General features: G+C 72.8%; 11 protein-coding genes. 7 read left to right on the top strand and 4 right to left on the bottom strand.

Going from position 1 to position 18,059, the window contains the following annotated elements:
- Positions 1-130: 130 nt before the first annotated feature.
- The 3 genes from WME96_RS25780 to WME96_RS25770 all read left to right on the top strand — a co-directional run bounded on the left by WME96_RS25780 (position 131) and on the right by WME96_RS25770 (position 3,872).
- On the top strand, positions 131-583 hold the full coding sequence (locus WME96_RS25780; RefSeq protein ID WP_437284250.1) for a DUF3565 domain-containing protein: 453 nt from the start codon (positions 131-133) through the stop codon (positions 581-583).
- Between the two features lie 554 nt (positions 584-1,137).
- Positions 1,138-2,922, top strand: a complete 1,785-nt coding sequence (locus WME96_RS25775; RefSeq protein WP_437284249.1) for a glucuronyl esterase domain-containing protein — start codon at positions 1,138-1,140, stop codon at positions 2,920-2,922.
- A 290-nt stretch (positions 2,923-3,212) separates the two neighbouring features.
- Positions 3,213-3,872: a hypothetical protein gene (locus WME96_RS25770; RefSeq protein ID WP_437284248.1), complete on the top strand. Its 660-nt coding sequence runs from the start codon at positions 3,213-3,215 to the stop codon at positions 3,870-3,872.
- Positions 3,873-4,055: 183 nt separating this feature from the next.
- On the opposite strand, the gene WME96_RS25765 is transcribed toward WME96_RS25770, so the two are convergent.
- On the bottom strand, positions 4,056-4,211 hold the full coding sequence (locus WME96_RS25765) for a hypothetical protein (protein ID WP_437284247.1): 156 nt from the start codon (positions 4,209-4,211) through the stop codon (positions 4,056-4,058).
- Positions 4,212-4,908: 697 nt separating this feature from the next.
- Between WME96_RS25765 and WME96_RS25760 the strand changes: the two genes are divergently transcribed.
- A complete protein-coding gene (locus tag WME96_RS25760) occupies positions 4,909-6,807 on the top strand; it encodes a CotH kinase family protein (RefSeq protein WP_437284246.1) in 1,899 nt (632 codons plus the stop codon).
- 97 nt (positions 6,808-6,904) lie between these two features.
- Here WME96_RS25760 and lspA read toward each other — a convergent pair whose 3' ends face one another.
- Together lspA and WME96_RS25750 are read right to left on the bottom strand one after the other, a co-directional pair.
- Positions 6,905-7,381 (bottom strand): signal peptidase II, encoded by a 477-nt coding sequence (lspA, locus tag WME96_RS25755; RefSeq protein WP_437284245.1) that lies wholly within the window; start codon positions 7,379-7,381, stop codon positions 6,905-6,907.
- A gap of 86 nt (positions 7,382-7,467) precedes the next feature.
- Positions 7,468-7,959, bottom strand: a complete 492-nt coding sequence (locus tag WME96_RS25750) for a hypothetical protein (protein WP_437284244.1) — start codon at positions 7,957-7,959, stop codon at positions 7,468-7,470.
- Between the two features lie 108 nt (positions 7,960-8,067).
- On the opposite strand from WME96_RS25750, the gene WME96_RS25745 reads away from it, so the two are divergent.
- Positions 8,068-9,147 (top strand): matrixin family metalloprotease, encoded by a 1,080-nt coding sequence (locus WME96_RS25745; protein WP_437284243.1) that lies wholly within the window; start codon positions 8,068-8,070, stop codon positions 9,145-9,147.
- 63 nt (positions 9,148-9,210) lie between these two features.
- Here WME96_RS25745 and WME96_RS25740 read toward each other — a convergent pair whose 3' ends face one another.
- Positions 9,211-10,308 (bottom strand): SDR family oxidoreductase, encoded by a 1,098-nt coding sequence (locus tag WME96_RS25740; protein ID WP_437284242.1) that lies wholly within the window; start codon positions 10,306-10,308, stop codon positions 9,211-9,213.
- A 57-nt stretch (positions 10,309-10,365) separates the two neighbouring features.
- Here WME96_RS25740 and WME96_RS25735 point away from each other — a divergent pair, with 57 nt between their 5' ends.
- Together WME96_RS25735 and WME96_RS25730 are read left to right on the top strand one after the other, a co-directional pair.
- Positions 10,366-11,319 (top strand): LysR family transcriptional regulator, encoded by a 954-nt coding sequence (locus WME96_RS25735; RefSeq protein ID WP_437284241.1) that lies wholly within the window; start codon positions 10,366-10,368, stop codon positions 11,317-11,319.
- 419 nt (positions 11,320-11,738) lie between these two features.
- Positions 11,739-18,053: a pentapeptide repeat-containing protein gene (locus WME96_RS25730; RefSeq protein ID WP_437284240.1), complete on the top strand. Its 6,315-nt coding sequence runs from the start codon at positions 11,739-11,741 to the stop codon at positions 18,051-18,053.
- Positions 18,054-18,059 lie beyond the last annotated feature (6 nt).

Here is an 18,059-nt window from a genome sequence, read left to right as displayed (position 1 = left end):
CGGCCTCCAGGGGGAGCGCGTGCCCGCGCCAGCCACACGCGCGGAGGCGCGCGCGCACGTTCTGCGCGCCGACGGAAGCTGGCGTGACGCCCGGCCTCGGACCGGGTAGACCGACGGGATGCGCCGAGCGGTGACAGGCTTCCATCAGGACGACGCGAGCGACTGGGTCGCCGAGCTGAGCTGTGGCCATGGCCAGCACGTCCGGCACAACCCGCCGTTCTTCCTGCGCCCCTGGGTGCTCACGCCCGAGGGCCGCGCGTCCATGCTCGGAACCGAGCTCGACTGCGTGCGCTGCGATCGGCTGGAGATGCCCGACGGGATGGTGGCGTACAAACGAACGGCAGAGTTCGACGAGGGCACGATCCCGGGCGGCCTGAGAAAGAACCACGCGACCAAGACCGGTGTGTGGGGCGTTATCCACGTCGTCTCGGGGCGGCTCCGTTATCACATCGACGGCCTCGGCGGTCGAGAGATGCGGCTGGACGCGGGATCCCCCGGGATCGTCGTGCCCGAGGTGCTGCACCACGTCGACCCCGACGGTCCAGTGCGGTTCTTCGTGGAGTTTCACCGCAAGGGAGGGTGACCCGCTCGGCCGGGGTCCGGCGGAGCGCTCGGGCCCGCCCTGCGCCGCGGACGCGGGGAGGACCGCGCAGCGTCGCGCTGGACGAGCTCCAGGGGGTGTGGCCCGAAGCGGGCCCCGTCGATGCCCTCGTCGCGCATGCACCGATTATCGGTACATCGTTGTTTTTCCAGGAGAGTGAACGAGCCTCACACGCTTCTACTCCCGGGCCAATGCGCGCAACGTGACTGTACGCAGCTGCCGCGATGACCTGCTTTTTGCGGCTGCGCATCCAGGTTCCGCTTACTTTCTCTGGCGTAGGCCACTGCCCCGCTGGGTCCCCGCATGTGAGTCTATCTCCGACAGTCGTCGTGGTCGCCGGGCATCGGGTCGGCGCAGGCCCGCGAATGCAGCCGTGATCAAAAGCGCGGTTGCCGGGAATCTTGGACTCTAACCATGGCTCGGTGGAGCTCGCAGGCGCCCTCGCTTGTTGATAGCTCCGTTTTGAGTAGAAGCCTGCGGCTCGACCGACCTTATCCTGGAGAATCTTAATGCGCGTCACTCGCCTGCTTGGCTACATGTCTGCTTCGTTGGCCTTCGGTATGCTCGCCTGCACCGTCGAGCCCATCGAGGACGAGGAATTCGACGGGCTGGACTCCGCCGTGCTCAGCGCGGACGGCTCGGTGAATGCGGACCTCGCGATTCAGTCGGATTGGGGAAGCGGCTACTGCGCGAACGTGAAGGTCACGGGCCGCAGGGCCGTCACCGGCTGGAGCGTGGTCGTGGCGCTCAACGGCTCGACGAACAGCACGCCGTGGAACGTGAACGTCACGCCGGGGAGCGGGCAGTTCACTGCCAGAAACGTGGCCCACAACGGAACGCTGGCTGCGGGCCAGACGGCGGAGTGGGGGTTCTGCGGCAGCGGCTCAGGGCGACCTTCGATTGCATCGGTCAGCGGCACCGGCGGCACGGGCGCCTCCTCCTCGTCGAGCAGCAGCTCGAGCGCGTCGTCGAGCAGCAGCTCGAGCGCGTCGTCGAGCAGCAGCTCGAGCGCGTCGTCGAGCAGCAGCTCGGGGACGGGCGGCGCCGGCGGAGCGGGCGGGGCCGGCGGCAGCGGCGGGGCGGGCGGCTCCGGCGGGGCGGGCGGCAGCGGCGGCGCAGGCGGAGGAGGCGGAGGCGGCGCGGGAGGCGGAGGCGGCGGCTCAGGCGCCGTCGAGGACAGCGGCGCGAGCTGCCCCAGGCCGACGCTGCCTGCGGCGTCGTCCCTCCCGGCCTTCGAGACCCATCAGGATCCGTTCCTCAACCTGAGCGGTTCGCGGATCACGAGGAAATCGGAGTGGGCATGCCGACGCGCAGAGATCAAGGCGCAGGTCGAGGAGTATGAGTCCGGACCGAAGCCCATGACGTCCAAGGACAAGGTCACGGGTACGTTCTCGGGGAGGAGGCTGACGGTCAACGTCAGCGAGGCATCGAAGAGCATCTCCTTCGGCGTCGACATCAACCGGCCTGCCGGCGCGCCCTCGGGCCCGATTCCGCTCGTCATCGGCATCGGCGGCAACAACCTGGACACGAGCGTGTTCACCTCGAACGGCGTCGCGACGGCCGACTTCAACAACAACGAGATGGGCGCCCAGAGCGGCGGCGGCTCGCGCGGGACGGGCAAGTTCTATGACCTGTACGGCAGCAGCCACGCGGCCAGCTCGATGATCGCGTGGGCCTGGGGTATCAGCCGGATCATCGACGCGCTGGAGAAGACCCCGGGAGCCAACATCGACCCGAAGCGCATCGCCGTGACGGGTTGCTCGCGGAACGGCAAGGGCGCGCTCACGGCGGGCGCGTTCGACGAGCGCATCGCGCTGACGATCCCCCAGGAGTCGGGCGCCGGAGGCTCGGCGAGCTGGCGCGTCTCGCAGGCCGGAAAGAACGCCGGGGAGAACGTGCAGACCCTGTCCAGCGCGGCCGGTGAGCAGCCCTGGTTCCGCGCCAACTTCGGGTCGAACTTCGGCAGCAGGGTGAACAATCTCCCCTTCGACCATCACATGGTCATGGGTCTCGTCGCGCCGCGCGCGCTGCTCGTCCTCGACAACAAGATCGATTGGCTCGGCATCGACAGCACCTTCACGGCCGGGTCCATCGCCCACGCGATCTGGGAGGGGCTCGGCGTGCCCGACAGGATGGGCTACTGGCAGCTCGGGGGCCACCAGCACTGCCAGTTCCCCTCCGCGCAGCGGGCGATGCTCGAGGCGTACGTGAAGAAGTTCCTCGTCGGAGGCGGCACCGGCGACACCAACGTGCTGAAGAGCGACGGGGCGCGGGCCGACCTGGCCCGGTGGATGAGGTGGACGGCGCCGCGCCTCGAGTAACGCTCCTGCCGAAGGGGCGCCTGGCCACGCAGGCGACTGGACGATAGGACCGGCGGCCGCGGCGGCCAGCGCCCCTCGACCGCTGGTCGCCGGCGTGCGCTGGCGCCCCGCCCGCGCGCGCACCGCAGCGGCGCGCACCCGAGGGGCGCCAGCGGCACAGTCGGCTGGCCGGCGCCGGCGCGCCGAGGCGCACGCTGGCACATCCATGGCACACACACCCGCTCCGCGACGCCGTTTGCCGCGGTTTTCCCTGCTTCCAGGTTGGCGCTGGTCCTGCATTGGCGGGCACCATGACCAGATTCATCTCGACGCTTGGTGTCCTGGTGCCCCTCCTGCTGACTGCCTGCGATGTGACCTTCATCGATGGCGGCACGAACGAGGGCGGCGCGACCGATCCCGTCGACCCGTCCGGCGAGGACGGCTCGGCGGGACACGCGGGCTGCGGCGGCTCGGATGGCGGCGCTGTGCCGGGCGATCCGCTGCCGGCCATCGCGCTGACGCGCGCGCAGCAGGACGTGCTCTGGGACGAGTACTGGGCGAGCCAGGATGACGTCGGGACGAGCTCGAGCGCCGGGGGCGGCGAAGCGGCGCTCGATCCCGACGACCTCTTTCTGCGTGTGTCGGATCTCGGCGAGTCGTGCGGCTCGCCGATGGCGCACCTGACCTGCGGCGGGCACTGGGAGCTGCGCATCGTGCTGCCGAGCGCCTACCAGCATGTCGGGGTCTATGACCTGGAGGATCCCGGGCTCATGTACTACAGCGGTATGAGCATGACAGGCGAGCCCCACGCTCCGGGATCGGACGAATGCGGAGGGGGAGGTGGGTCGCTCGGACCGGGCACGCTCGAGATCCTCGCCATCGACGAGGCCGAGGTGCGGTTCCGGATCACCGTGAACGGGTTCTGGGACGTCGATGCGAGCGGCGAGTACACCGCTCCGCGCTGTCCGTGAGGCGCGGCGGTCGGGGCCACGACGAGGCGCATCCGACCGCTGGACGCCGGCGGTCCTGGAGGGGGAGGCGGGGAGGAAAGTCTTCCATTACTCCCCGCCTCCCCGCCTCCCCGCCTCCCTGTTCAACTTCTCCGCTGAAAACGGCTGCACAATGAGGGGATTGCTCAGGTCGGGGAGGCAACCCTACTCGTCTTGCCAGACGGGCGGCAACGACTGGCCGTCGCGCGCCAGGTAGGCCACGGTCACCACACGGCCCTCCTCGTCGGGATCGGGGAGCACGGTCGCGAAGCTGCCACCATGCCAGAGCTTTGTCGCGGGATCGTGGAATGCGCCGTACACGAACCGATTGTAGGAATCGGGATCCTGATGGGCCGATTCGACCCGGCACAGGGAGGAGCGGCACTCGATCGATCGCAGCCGTGACGTCTCGTGAGGCGGTGAATCGCCCCCGAGGAGCGCCTTCCGCCAGTACACGGCTCGTGCCAGTCCCGGACGCACGCGGCCGCAGCTCATTTCACCAGCGGTTCGATGGGCCGCGCGGTTCCGCGCGTTTCGCCTGCTGCACCCGTGTTGCGCCTGCGCAGACCTGTGTTGCGCTCGCCCGACGCCGGCGTCGCGGGCGAGCGTCGCGCGTGCAACGACGTTGCGCTCGTTGCACCGAGCGTCGTCCATCAGGCCGATCCCCGGACGCACCCTCGTCCAGCCGCCAGCGCGAGGCCCCTCCGCCCGCGCTGGGCGACGGCAGGGGGTTCTCCGTCCTCCTGGGAAAGCGACGCTGTATCAATAACTCCTGAAGGAGCCGCACCCCGCGCCGGGCGAGAAACGGGTAGCGCTGGCGCCCTGTGTGTCAGTAGGATGACGAGATATTGAACTTTGGATGAGGATAACTGTGGAAAATACCATCTTGGGCAAACACACACGCTTTGCCGGCCTTCACGGATCCATCTCGGTCGCGATCCTCGCGCTGGGCGTTGCCTGTGCCCCAGCACCGGAGGCCCAGCCTGCGGCACCGCAGGACGGCGCCGGAGGCGCGACGGTGGCGAGCTCATCGAGCGCCTCGGGCGCGGTGGGTGGCGGCTCCGCGTCGGCTGGCGGCTCGGGCGGCGGGGGCGCGGCGGGGACCGGCGAGACGACCGGGACCGGCGGCTCGGGCGGCGAGACGGCCGGGACCGGCGGCTCGGGTGGCTCGGGAGGTGCGACGGCCGGGACCGGCGGCTCCGGCGGCTCGGGAGGTGCGACGGCCGGGACCGGCGGCTCCGGTGGCGAGACGACCGGGACCGGCGGCTCGGGAGGTGCGACGGCCGGGACCGGCAGCTCCGGCAGCGAGACGACCGGGACCGGCGGCTCGGGTGGCGATGATACCCCGTCAGAGACTGAGCCCTTGATCGGGGATGTCGCGTTTTCCACGCCGAGCCAGACATTCAGGGACCAGATCCAGGTCGGGATGACCACGACCATCGAGGGGGCCGAGATCCGCTACACGGTGGACGGGCAGCTGCCGACCGCGGACTCCACGCTGTACACGGGCGAGCCGGTGATCCTCACGGCCACCACGCAGGTTCGCGCGCAGCCGTTCGTGGGGGGCGCCGCGACAGGCTCGGTGAGCACGGGCCTCTACATCGCGCGCACCATCGACGCGACGTCCGACATTCCCATCATGATCGTGGACGGTTACGGCAAGGGCAAGCCGACCGATAAAGAAGTCTACTTCGACGCGGCGGTGATGATCTGGGAGCCGGTCGACGGCGTCGCCTCGATGGCCTCGCTGCCCACGATGGCGATGCGCGCGGGCTACCACGTGCGTGGCCAGTCGTCGCGGTCCTTTCCGCAGACGCCGTACAAGCTCGAGCTGTGGGACAACCGCAACAAGGACCTCGACTACGAGGTGCTGGGCATGCCCGCCGACTCGGACTGGGCGCTGATCCCGCCCTACTACGACCGCACGTTGATCCGCAATCCGTTCACCTACGCGCTCGGCCGGGAGATGGGCCTCCAGGCGCCGCGCAACGAGTTCGCCGAGGTCTACCTGAACTACGAGGCGCACGCGATCGGCGAAGCGGATTACCAGGGCATCTACTGGATCTCGGAGACGATCAAGAACAACAAGGTCCGCACCGATCTCAAGCAGCTCGAGGAGGAGGACCGGGAGCTGCCCGACATCAGCGGCGGCTACATCTTCAAGTTCGACCAGGCGGCCGCCGAGGAGCCGAAGCTCGCGTGCACGGGCTCGGATCCCCTCCCGGGGTTCGGCTTCGGCGGCGGCGGTCGTCCGGTAGGCACGTGCTGGGTCGATCTCGAGGTCGTGGATCCCGATCCCCTGAACGCCGAGCAGGCGACCTGGTTGACGCAGTACATCCAGCAGTTCCACGACGGCCTGCACCAGACGCCCATCGGCGATTACGCGTCGTACATCGACGTGCCGTCGTTCATCGATTACCTGATCATCAACGAGCTGACGCTCAACGTGGACGCGTACGTGCGGAGCGCCTATTACCACAAGGATCGCGACGAGAAGCTCAAGGCCGGCCCGCTGTGGGACTACAACTTCGCGCTCGGCGGCGTGGGCGCCCAGAGCGCGACGCCGCAGTCGGCGAGCGACACCGGCTGGCGCTTCAGCGGCCAGAGGAACGTCAACAACTGGTATCAGAAGCTCACCGGAGACCCGGCGTTCATGGCGCAGGTGCGGACGCGCTACGCGGAGCTCCGCGAGACGCTCCTGTCCGAGGCCGCGATCGAGGAGCGCATGGATACCCTGAGCGCGCCGCTCGGGCGGGCCGTGGTCCGCGATTTCGCCAGATGGCCGGTGTCGAGCATCATCAGGTCGAGCACCGGCTTCCTCGGCGGCCCCACCGCGCCCACGTGGGAGGGGCAGCTCCAGGTGATGCACGACTTCCTCCTGGCCCGACTCGCCTGGATGGACGCCAACTTGCCGTGACACGGCGCGGGCCGACCGGGGCGTCAGCGATCACGAAAAGGGGATTGCGGCGAGCGCTGTACGGGTTTGCGTGACGCCGGGCGGCCAGCGGAGAGGCTCAGGACGCCTCGCGCGGCTCCCGGCGCGCACGCTGGAACATCACGATGCCGAGCAGGATCCCGCCCGCCACGATGGCGATGTCGGCGACGTTGAACACCGGCCAGCGATGCAGGTGGATGAAGTCGATGACGTACCCACGGACGGCGCGATCGATCGCGTTGCCGATCGCGCCGGCGACGATGAGCGCGTACCCGGCCTGCTCGGCGACCGAGGCGTGGCGGCTGCGCCACCAGCCCAGGATCACCACGCCGAGGGCGATCATCGACCACACGAAGAGGAACGCCACCTTGGCCGGCGACTGGATGCCCCGGAGCAGGCTGAACGCCATGTCGCGGTTCTCGGCGTAGCGGAGATCGAGCACCCCCGGCACGATCGACAGGGGCGCTCGCCGCTCGAGCGCGGCCTGCGCGACCGCCTTGGTCGCGTGATCGCACCCCACGAGGGCCACCGTGAACAGGATCAGGACCCAGCTCATCACGCGTCGCGCCATGGCCGCCGGAACGCACGGCCGCGGCTGTTGATTCCCGCTCTCACCAGAGAGGACGGCGTGGGATGAGGTCGTCATCGCGTGTCCGCAGACCTCACCAGGAAGACGCCGACGAGGACGCCGAGGTAAGCGCCGGCGTGGAGCCCCCAGCAGACGAGATACCGCGTGGCGGCGCCTGGGGGCCACGCGCCGAGGCTCGCCTCGCGCACGCCGAACGGATCGAGCGCCGCCATGACGGCCGGGCAGACCGCGAGCGCCGCGGCGAGCGCCGCCACGATCCTCGCCAGCCAGGCGCGCCACGAGAACCGGTCGCTGCGCGCGGCGCGGACGAGGCCAACGCCGGCGACGAGGGCGCCGAGCGGCAGACCTCCGCGGAACCCCGTCCACGCGACAGCGATCCGGAACGGCAAGCTCGACGCGGCGAGGCCCTTTCCGTCGAGGAAATACTCCGGAGAGATCGTGGCAGTGACCTGATCGAAGAGCGCTCCGCCGGCGCCCGCGGCCAGGGCGCCAGCGAGGATGGCGAGGTACTCGCGAGGACGGGAGGCGGGGGGGCGAGGCCGCACGGCGCCCACGATACGACGGGCGGGGCGATCGCGGCAGCCTTGCCGCCGGCAACTGGCCGAGCGCTTGCGCCGGAGGCCGCACCGGGCTTTCCTCTCCGCATGTTCCGCATGGGCTCGCCTGCACTGGACCGATTCACGGTCGCCGCGCTCGCGGCCGCCGGCATCGCCGCGTGGCCATCGAGCGCGCGCGCCTACTGTGTGACGGAGACGTGCGTCTCCTCCGAGTGCACGGACGAGGAGATCGCGCAGAAGAAGCCGGACTGCGTCACCTCGTATTACCGGTGCGATCCGATCGAGACCTGCCCGAGCACGTGCCAGTGGGGCCAGACCTGCTCGACGCCGCCCAACGACAAGCCGTGCACCAGCCCGCCGGAGGCGAAGTGGACGTGCTCGACCATCCGGTGGAATCGCACGTGCATGGGGTACGCCATCGACGACGACGGCTCGAAGTATTTCGATCTCGAGACGATCCGGAGGACGGTGGACGAGGCGTTCGCCACCTGGGCGAACGCAGAGTGCCCGGGCGGGGGAAAGCCCGGCTTCGCCGTGCAGTACATGGGCGATGTCTCGTGCGGCGATGTCGAGTACAACGTCCGGGCGGGCAACGCGAACGTGTTCACGTTCCGCGATACGCGCTGGCCGCGGAGCCCGGAGCAGATCGCGCTGACGACGCAGATCTTCAGCACCGTGGACGGGGAGGTCTACAACGCGGACGTCGAGATGAACACGGCGTGCTACCAGCTCAACCCGGACATCGCGTTCGATCGGGAGAGCGGCGGCAAGGACGACGGGTGCGGTGCCTCCAAGGGATCGAGCCACGATTTGCTGGCGGTCGTGACCCACGAGATGGGGCACTTTCTCGGGCTCTCCCACACTCAGCACGAAGGGGCGACGATGGTCACCTCCTTTGGCGGCGTCGACGAGGTCGCGTTCCGCTCGATCGAGCAGGACGACATCAACGGGATCTGCGCCCTGTTCCCGCCTGCAGAGATCGACCCGGTGGCGTGCAACCCGATCCCGAGGCACGGGTTCTCGCCCGAGTGCGGCGCGGAGCAGGTCACGGGGTGCAGCCTCGGGGCGATGCCCCGCGGCGCAGGCGGCCGCGCCGGCTGGCTCGGTGGGCTGAGCGCTGCGGCGATCGCGATGGCCGCGCGGCGCCGGGGACGCGGGCGAGCGACGGAGCGTTGACCCACGTCGCCCCGTTCCGCGCGGCGCGCCCCCGCATCCTCGACGGCGCCGTGGCGGACGGACTCAGCCCCCCGACGCCGAGGAGGCCGTCGAGCGGCTCCGCGCGGCCTCGGGGGCGGCGCCGAAGCGCGTCGCTACCAGGTGATCGCACCATCGCTCCACGCTGGTCTGGATCGGCGGCATCACCAGCCCCATCGCGCGGGCGTGGGCGTCGGCCGCGCGGGTGTCATAGGCGTCCTCGGCGAGGAACGACAGGCTCTCTCGCGGCACGCCGGTGAGCGCCTCCGGCAGCAGACGTACCAGGCCGACGGGCAGCACCCACCGCGGGGGGCGGCGCTTCAGGTGGGCGGCGATGCCGCGGACCAGCGCGGGCAGCCGCGGCGTCGCCTGATCGAGCACGCAGAGGTCCTGTTCCGCAGTCTCGGGGCGCTCGGGCACGCTCGCCAGGAAGCGCGCCAGGTAGTCGACGGTCACCAGCGGCAAGAAGGTGCGCTCGCTGCCGACAAGGGCCGGCAAGCGGCCCTTCCAGAGCCGCTCGACCGTCTCGCCGAGGCCCGTGAGCTGCGTTGTCTCGCCGGTGCGCGAGTCGCCGATGACGCTGCTCGGATGTACGGCCGTCCAGCGCAGCCCGCGCTCGGCCGCGAGGCGGCGCACCGCGAGGTACGACTCGTGCTTCGACGCCTCGTAGGCGCCGAGTCGGCGATAGAGCCGGACCCGCGCGCGCTCGGTCAGCGCGCTCTCGGCGCCCGGCCGGGTGCTCGCGTGCAGCATGCGGTAGCCGCCGAGATAGACGAAGCGCCGCAGGCGGGGCCGCGCGAGCGCCCACGTGGCCGCGTGCAGCGAGCCCTCGACATTGCAGCGCCGCGCCTCCTGCACGCCGAGCCCGAAGGCGAAGCGCGCCGCCAGGTGATAGACATCGCGCACCTGCTCGAAGCGGTCGGCCAGGCCGAGCGACGCCTCTTCCACGTCGCCCTCGACCACCAGGAGCCGCCGCGAATCGCCGCCGTGCGCGTCGACGAACGCGGAGAGCGCCGCGGCCCGCTGCCGCGCGCCGCGCACCGGCGCCGCCACGACCTTCGTCCGGGTCAGCTCGGCCAGCAGCCAGCGCCCGATGAACCCCGTACCCCCCGTCACCAGAACCTCGACGTCGCTCACGTTCATGGGCCCAGCATGCGTCGCTGGACCCATGACGAAAATCGAATGTATCTCATACCAGGTATGAGCGAGATCGATGTCCGCAGCATCAACTTGAACCTCCTCCCCGCCCTCGAGGCGCTGCTCATCGAGGGCAGCGTCAGCGCTGCGGCGCGCCGCGCCCACGTCAGCCAGTCGGCGATGAGCCACTCCCTCGCGCGCCTGCGCGAGCTCTTCGGTGATCCCCTCCTCACCCCCCTCGGCCGCGGCCTCGCCCCCACGCCGCGCGCCCTCCAGCTCCGCGCCGCCCTGCCCGCCGCCTTCGAGCACCTCCGCCGCGCCCTCGCTTCCCCGGAGCCCTTCGAGCCGCGCACCTCGGCGCGCACCTTCCGGGTCGCCACCGTCGACCAGTTCGAGCTCACGACCCTCCCCGACGTGCTCGACCACCTCCGCAAACACGCCCCCTTCGTGCGCCTGGAGATCGAGCGCTTCTCCCCCGACGCCGTCCCCGCGCTGGTCCTCGGCGACATCGATCTGGCCCTGATCGGCGCCTCCCAGCCCGTGCCCGCCGCCGGCCTCCGCCGCGCGCCGCTCTACGAGGAGCCCTTCGCCGTCATGGCCCGCAAGGGCCACCCGGCGATCAAGCGCCGCCTCGACCTCGAGACCTACGTCTCGCTCGACCACGTCCTCGTCACCGTCGAAGGCCGCCGCGACGGCGCCGTCGACCGCGCCCTGGCCCGCCTCGGCAAGAGCAGGCGTGTCGCCCTGCGCCTGCCTCATTTCATGGCCGCGCCCCTCGCCGTGCGCAGCTCCGACTTCCTCTGCACGATCGCGAGCAGCGTCGCCCAGCGGGCCCGCGAGCTCTTCGGGCTACGGGTCTTCCCACCCCCCTTCGAGCTGCCCGCCGCGCGGGTCGTCGCCCTGTGGTCGCAGCGCCACGACGACGATCCGGCGCAGCGCTGGTTCCGGGACCTCTTCTTCTCGGGCCGCGCCCTCTCGCCGCACCTGCGGGCCCTGGTCCGCCGGGGCGCGGGGTGATCCGCAGTCCCGCGAGAGCGGCTCACCGGTGTCGAAAGGGGGCTGCACCCGCGCCTGGCCAACATGGGCTCGCCGGACGGCGACGCCACGCCCCGACCGGGACGAACATTGGCCCACGTTGTCGCCGTTCCGCGCCGCCAACGCGCCTGTGCCGCACCCGGGCCGGCGCCGTCGAGAGCCTATTGCGGGCCACCTCGCTTTGGCCGCACCATGCCTCGTGCGCCGTGGGCACAGGGGCCGGCGGGTCCAGGCCCGGCGTCGCGGGGGGGGGAAGGCATCTTGTTGATCTCGCCGACGAAGAGGATCGCTTCGAGGAGCTCCGCGATCACGTCGCGCCTCGACGCCGCCGCGGCGCGTCGCGCCGTTCGCGCTCTCTCTCCCCGCGCGCCCGAGCTGGCCGATCCCCCCGCCGCCGCATCATGACCGCCTCCACCCCCCCGCTCCCCGCCTCGATGTCGCCGTTCCTCGGGAGCTTCCGCGAGGTGCTCCGGATCCTCGAGCGCATCCCCGGCTTCGCCCTCCTGCCCGTCGAGATCCCCGGCCCCGACGTCGCCCGCGCGCTCGGCGACTTCCTGACCCGCGAGGGGCGCCGGGCGCTCGTGATCGCGCCGCGAGACCGCGACGCCGCCTGGGAGGACCTCGTCGCCGCGCTCTACCGCGCCGAGCCCGAGCCGCGGGGCGTCGTCCTCCTCGTCGGCTCCGACCCCCCGCCCGCGGCCGCGCGCGAGGGCCTCCGGCGCCTCAACCAGCACCAGCGGCGCGACACGTTGTCGAGCCGCCTCGGGTGCCCGCTGCTCTGGTGCGGGCCGCCGGGCTTCCTCGGCCTCTGCCGGGAAGAGGCGCCCGACCTCTGGGCCATCCGCGCCGCCGAGCTCCGCCTCGTCGAGGAGCCCGCCCCGGACGCGCTCCGCGCCGTCGCCGAGCCGCTCGACCCCGCCCACGGCGGTGCGGCGGAGCCCCCGGCGGATCAGCTCCTGCGCCAGGCCGTGACCGAGCGGCGCCGGGGCCACGCCGTCGCCGCGGCGGCGACCCTGGGCGCCCTGCTCGCGCGGCCAGCGGCCCCGCCCGCGGTGCGCGTGCGCGCCGAGCTCGAGATGGCCGGCCTGCTCGAGGACGGCGGCGACCTCGCGCGCGCCGAGGCGAGCTACCGCGAGGCGCTCGCGCTGGCGCGGCAGATCGTCGACCCGGAGCCCGAGGCGCGGGCGATCATCGGCGCCTTCGCGATCGCGGCGCGCACGGGCCGGGCCGCCGAGGCCGAGGGGCCGCTCGCCGAGGCGCGCGCCATCGCCGAGCGGCTCGGCGACCGCGCCCTCGAGGCCTCGGCCGCGGCGGCCCAGGCGCTCGCCGCGATCGGGCGGCACGACGCCCAGAAGGGCCGCGAGCGGATCTCTGAGGCCAAGGCGCTCCACGCCGCGAACGCGCGGCGAGACGCGGCCGCGGACGTGGACGCGGGCCCGGAGCGCGAGCTCGGACCCGTGGACGTGCTCGTCGTCACGGCGCACAAGGACGAGCTCGACGCCGTGCTCGCGCAGGGCGAGGGCGGCGAGAAGGGGTGGCGCGAGCTGCGCGATCTCGGCGGCCTGCGCTACCACCGGCGCACGCTCCCGAGCGCGCGCGGCGGCTCGCTCGTGGTCACCGCCGCGTGGATCGGCGAGGCAGGGCTGCGCACCGCCGCGATCCGGGGGCAGCACCTCGTCGCCGAGCTCGACCCGACGTGCCTCGCGATGTGCGGCGTCTGCGCCGGCGATCCGAGGAAGGTCGCGCCGGGCGACGTGATCGTCGCCGACCAGCTCTACAGCTTCGAGCCGCGCCGGCGCGCCGCGCAGCCGGCGCCGTCGCCGGCGGGCCCCGCGCCTGCGGGCCCCGCGCAGCCAGGCGACGAGGCCGAGCTCTTCCACGACCTCCGCACCTTCAACCTGCAGGCCGCGTGGAAGATGGACGCCGGCTACCTCGCGCGCGAGCTCGACCTCTCCGCGCTCTCCCGCGCGCGCCCGCCCTCCCGGGCGGCCGAGCGGCGGTGGCTCCTGCACGCGCTCCACGCGCACGAGGTCGACGGGGCGCCGAGCCCCGTGGCGCACCCGGAGCGGCGGCGCGCCTGCCCGGGGTGGACGGCGCGGGTCCAGGAGGCGCTCCACGAGGGCCTCGTCGCGATGAAGGGCGGCGCGCTCTGCCTCACCGAGGCGGGGCGCGAGAAGGTGCTGGAAGAGCGGCTCCTCTACCCGGACGCGCTGCCGGCCGATCCGCCGCTGCGCGTGCACGTCGGCGCGATCGCCAGCTTCACGGCGGCCGCGCGCGACCCGGGCGTCTGGGACCGCCTGCAGCGCGTCGTGCCGGGCACCCTCGGCCTGGAGGCGGAGGGCGCCGCGATCGGCGACCTCGCGGCGCGCTTCCAGAGGCGCTCGATCCTGATGCGCGCCGTCGGCGACCATGGCGGCGGCGGCGACGACGGCCTGCGCGCGTTCGCCTGCCGCGCCTCGGCGGCGGCGCTGCTCGCGTTCCTGCAGCAGCACCTCGCGCCCGAGCCGCGGATCGAGCGCCCCTCGGTGCCCGATCTGCGCGAGCTCGGGCCGGCGCCGGCGGACGACGGCGAGCGCCACCCGAGCGGGCGGGACCTCGTCTCCGACGACCGGCACGACCGGCGCGACACCTTCCTCGACCGCGTCGAGCGCGTGGCGCTCCTCCGCGACCCCGGGGCGACCGTGACGAAGCACCGCGCGCCCCCGCCGTTCGCGGGCGCGCTCGAGGTCGCCGTGCAGGACGGCCGGCGCGTCGACGTCCGCGTGATCGGCGTGCTGGACCGGTCGATCTCCGAGGAGCTCGTCACGCGGTACGTGACCGAGGTCGAGCACCGCTTCCGCCAGCAGGACCCGTACCTGCGCTCCACCCTGATCCACACCGACCCGCCCGCGCCGCCCGAGCTCGTCCGGAGCGCGGCGCGCCGCGGGGTCGTGCTGAAGAGCTTCTCCGAGGCGCAGGGGCTCATCGATTTCGGCCGGTACCTCGCGTGGCAGACCGATCGCATCGAGTCCGACCCGTCGTACCCGCCGTGGCTCTACGTCGAGCAGCCGGCGGTCGTGAGCCTCGGCGACCGCGAGAAGAGCGCGACCGAGAGCGCGCTCGACGCCCTCTTCCGGCTGCTCGACGCGCCCCACCGGCGCTTCGCGCTGGTGCTCGGCGACTTCGGCGCCGGCAAGACGTTCCTGCTGCGCGAGCTCGCCCGGCGGATGGCGCGGGAGCGGCACCCGCTCGTGCCGGTGCTCATCGAGCTCGGCCGCATCGAGAAGCAGCGCTCGCTCGACTCGCTCCTCGCGCAGCACTTCGCGCTCGCGAACGAGCCCGTCGACCTGCGGGCCTTCCGCTACATGCTCGCCGAGGGGCGCGTCGCGCTGCTCTTCGACGGCTTCGACGAGCTCGCCCTGCGGCTGACCTACGATCGCGCGCTCGAGCACTTCGACACGGTGGTCCAGGCGGCGGAGGGGATCGCGAAGGTCGTGGTGACCAGCCGCACGCAGCACTTCCTCACCGATCCGCCGATCAAGCGCGAGCTCGCCCGGCGGGCCGAGCTGCTGCAGGGCTACCGGCTGGTGCAGCTCCAGGGGTTCGGGGAGAAGCAGATCCGGCGCTTCCTCGGCAACCTGAGCCCGGAGCCCGCGGAGGCCGAGGCGCGCTACCGGCTGCTCCACGAGGTCAAGGACCTGCTCGGGCTCTCGGAGAACCCGCGGATGCTCGGGTTCATCGCGAAGATCGAGCCGGACAAGCTCCGGCAGGCCAAGGCGCGGACCGGGACGATCACCGCGGCGAAGCTGTACGAGGTGCTCGTCGAGCAGTGGCTCGACCACGAGCACGCGCGCGCGAACCCGCGGGGCGCGCCGCGCGGGATCCCCCGCGAGGCGCTGCGGGCCGCGATGACCGGGCTGGCGCGGCTGCTCTGGGACCGGAGCGCGCGCGCGGTCGGGCTCGGCGAGCTGCCGGAGGGCCTGATCCGGGGCGCGCAGCCGCCCGACGCGCCGCCGATCGACCGCGCGATCATCGAGCACCTGATCGGCTCGGGCTCGCTGCTCGTGCGCGACGCCGAGGGGGCGTTCTCGTTCGTCCACCGGTCGGCGCTGGAGTGGCTCGTCGCCGACGCGGCCGCGCGCGAGGTGAAGGAGACGGGCGACAGCGCGGCGCTCGGCGCCGACGAGATGAGCGAGCTCATGGTCGACTTCTTCGTCTCGCTCGCGGGGCGCGGGGCGGCGGCGGCGTGGGCGCAGCGCGTGCTCCGCGGGGCGGCAGAGGGGAACGCGAAGGACAACGCCCTGCGCGTCGTGCGCTGGCTGGCCAGGGACGAGGAGGACACGGACACGGAGGAGGGGAGGGTCGCCCTCCTGGAGGACCTCGACGCGGCCGGCGTCAACCTGGCCGGGCAGGACCTGAGCGGGTGCAACCTCGCGTGCGCCGACCTGCGGCGGGCCGATCTCACGCAGGCCAACCTCTGGGGCGCCACGCTCGTCGAGGCCCGGCTGGCCGGCGCGTCGCTCGGCGCGGCGCAGCTCGCGCGGGCGGACCTCACCGGCGCCGACCTCGAGGGCGCGGATCTCCGGGGCGCGGATCTCTCGTTCGCCCGCCTGGTGGGCGCGGATCTGACCCGCGCCAACCTCGCGGGCGCGCAGCTCCGCGGCGCCAGGCTCGTCGGCGCCCGGGGGGCGCCTGTCGCGTCGCTGGCCGCGGACGGCGCGGCGCCGCCGCGGCCGCGCGACGCCGCGCCGATGTGGGCGCCGGTCTCGCCGTGCAACGCCGTGGCGTGGAGCCCGCTGGGCGACCTCCTGGCGGCGAGCCACGAGGACGGCTCGGTCCGGATCTGGGACGCTGTCACCGGGCAGGCGATCCGGGCGATGCACGGGCACCTCGGCGCGGCGATGAGCGTGGCGTTCAGCCCGGATGGCCTCCTGCTCGCCTCGGGGTCATCGGACAGGACGGTGCGCCTCTGGGAGGTCAGGACGGGCCGCGCGCTGCGTACGTTCGAGGGGCACACCCACGGCGTCCGCAGCGTGGCGTGGAGCCCGGACGGCCAGGCGCTCGCCTCGGGGTCGTCGGACAAGACGGTGCGCGTCTGGGAGGTCGGCACGGGGCGCGCGCTGCGCACGTTCAAGGGCCACACGCTCGGGGTCCGCAGCGTGGCGTGGAGCCCGGACGGCCAGGCGCTCGCCTCGGGGTCGTCGGACAAGACGGTGCGCCTCTGGAGGGTCCGGAGCGGCCACGCGCTGCGCTGCCTCGAGGGGCACACCGACTGGGTCCTCGGCGTGGCGTGGAGCCCGGACGGGCAGGCGCTCGCCTCGGCGTCATCGGATAAAACGGTGCGCCTGTGGGACGCCGGGAGCGGCCGCGCGCTGCGCGCGTTCGAGGGCCACACCGACTGGGTCTTCGGGGTCGCCTGGAGCGCCGACGGCCTCACGCTCGCGTCGGGGTCGCTGGACCGCTCGGTGCGGCTCTGGGAGGTCAGGACGGGCCGCGCGCTGCGCGCGTTCGAGGGGCACACCCACGGGGTGTGCAGCGTGGCGTTCAGCCCGGGCGGGCAGACGCTCGCGTCGGGGTCGCGGGACAAGACCATCCGCCTCTGGGAGGTCGCGCGCGGGCACGCGCTGCGCAGCTTCGAGGGGCACACCGACTGGGTCCTCGGCGCGGCGTTCAGCCCGGACGGCCACACGCTCGCGTCGGGCTCGGACGACCGGTCGGTGCGCCTCTGGGACGTGGGGAGCGGCCGCGCGATCCGGGCGTTCAAGGGCCACACGCTCGGGATCCGCAGCGTGGCCTTCAGCCCGGGGGGCGAGGTGCTCGCGTCGGGCTCGGACGACAAGACCATCCGGCTCTGGGAGGTCGCGCGCGGGCGGCTCCTGCGCTCGATCGAGGGCCACGCGCACGCGATCCGCGGCGTGGCGTTCAGCCCCGAGGGCGAGACGCTCGCGTCGGCCTCGGACGACAGGACGGTGCGCCTCTGGGAGGTGGAGAGCGGCCGCGCGCTGCGCACGTTCGAGGGGCACACGCACCGGGTGTGCACCGTCGCGTGGAGCCCTGTCGGGCTGACGCTCGCGTCGGGGTCGGACGACAGGACCATGCGCCTGTGGGAGGTCGCCCGGGGCCGCGTGATCCGCACGTTCGAGGGGCACTCCGACGGGATCCGCGGCGTCGCGTTCAGCCCCGACGGCCTGCTGCTCGCGTCGGGGTCGGACGACAGGGCGGTGCGCCTCTGGGAGGTCGGGAGCGGTCGCCTCCTGTGCTGCCTCGAGGGGCACACGCGCGGGGTCCGCGGCGTGGCGTTCAGCCCGGGAAGCCAGGTGCTCGCGTCGGGCGCCTCGGACAAGACGGTGCGCCTCTGGGACGTGGCCCGGGGCCGCGCCCTCCGCACCCTGGAGGGCCACAACGCCTCCGTGCAGGGCGTCGCCTTCAGCCCCGACGGCCTCCTCCTCGCCTCGGCCTCCGCGGACGGCACCCTCCGCCTCTGGGACGTTGCGCAGGGGAGCTGCCTTGCCATCCTCCTGCCCTGCCCCGAGGGGTGGGCCGCCTTCAGCCCCGACGGCCGTTACAAGCTCGGCGGCGACATCGGCGGCTCGTTCTGGCACGTGATCGGCCTCTGCCGCTTCGAGCCCGGCGAGCTCGATCCGTACCTGCCGAACCCCCTGCGCATCCCCGGCGACGAGCCCCTGGTCGTGCGCCATCGCGGCGGGGAGCTGCCCGCGAGCGGCGCGATCCGGTAGGGCAGG

Origin of the sequence: Sorangium sp. So ce406 (genome assembly GCF_051474675.1) — a bacterium.
Lineage (GTDB): Bacteria > Myxococcota_A > Polyangia > Polyangiales > Polyangiaceae > Sorangium > Sorangium cellulosum_G.
This window is presented reverse-complemented; position numbering and strand designations above follow the sequence as displayed.

Bases quoted from the DNA above. Each gene is read 5' to 3' on its own strand.
- WME96_RS25775 (WP_437284249.1), top strand. From the start codon at position 1,138: ATGTCTGCTTCGTTGGCCTTCGGTATGCTCGCCTGCACCGTCGAGCCC.
- WME96_RS25770 (WP_437284248.1), top strand. From the start codon at position 3,213: ATGACCAGATTCATCTCGACGCTTGGTGTCCTGGTGCCCCTCCTGCTG.
- lspA (WP_437284245.1), bottom strand. From the start codon at position 7,381: ATGAGCTGGGTCCTGATCCTGTTCACGGTGGCCCTCGTGGGGTGCGAT.
- WME96_RS25745 (WP_437284243.1), top strand. From the start codon at position 8,068: ATGGGCTCGCCTGCACTGGACCGATTCACGGTCGCCGCGCTCGCGGCC.
- WME96_RS25740 (WP_437284242.1), bottom strand. From the start codon at position 10,308: ATGAACGTGAGCGACGTCGAGGTTCTGGTGACGGGGGGTACGGGGTTC.
- WME96_RS25735 (WP_437284241.1), top strand. From the start codon at position 10,366: ATGAGCGAGATCGATGTCCGCAGCATCAACTTGAACCTCCTCCCCGCC.
- WME96_RS25730 (WP_437284240.1), top strand. From the start codon at position 11,739: ATGACCGCCTCCACCCCCCCGCTCCCCGCCTCGATGTCGCCGTTCCTC.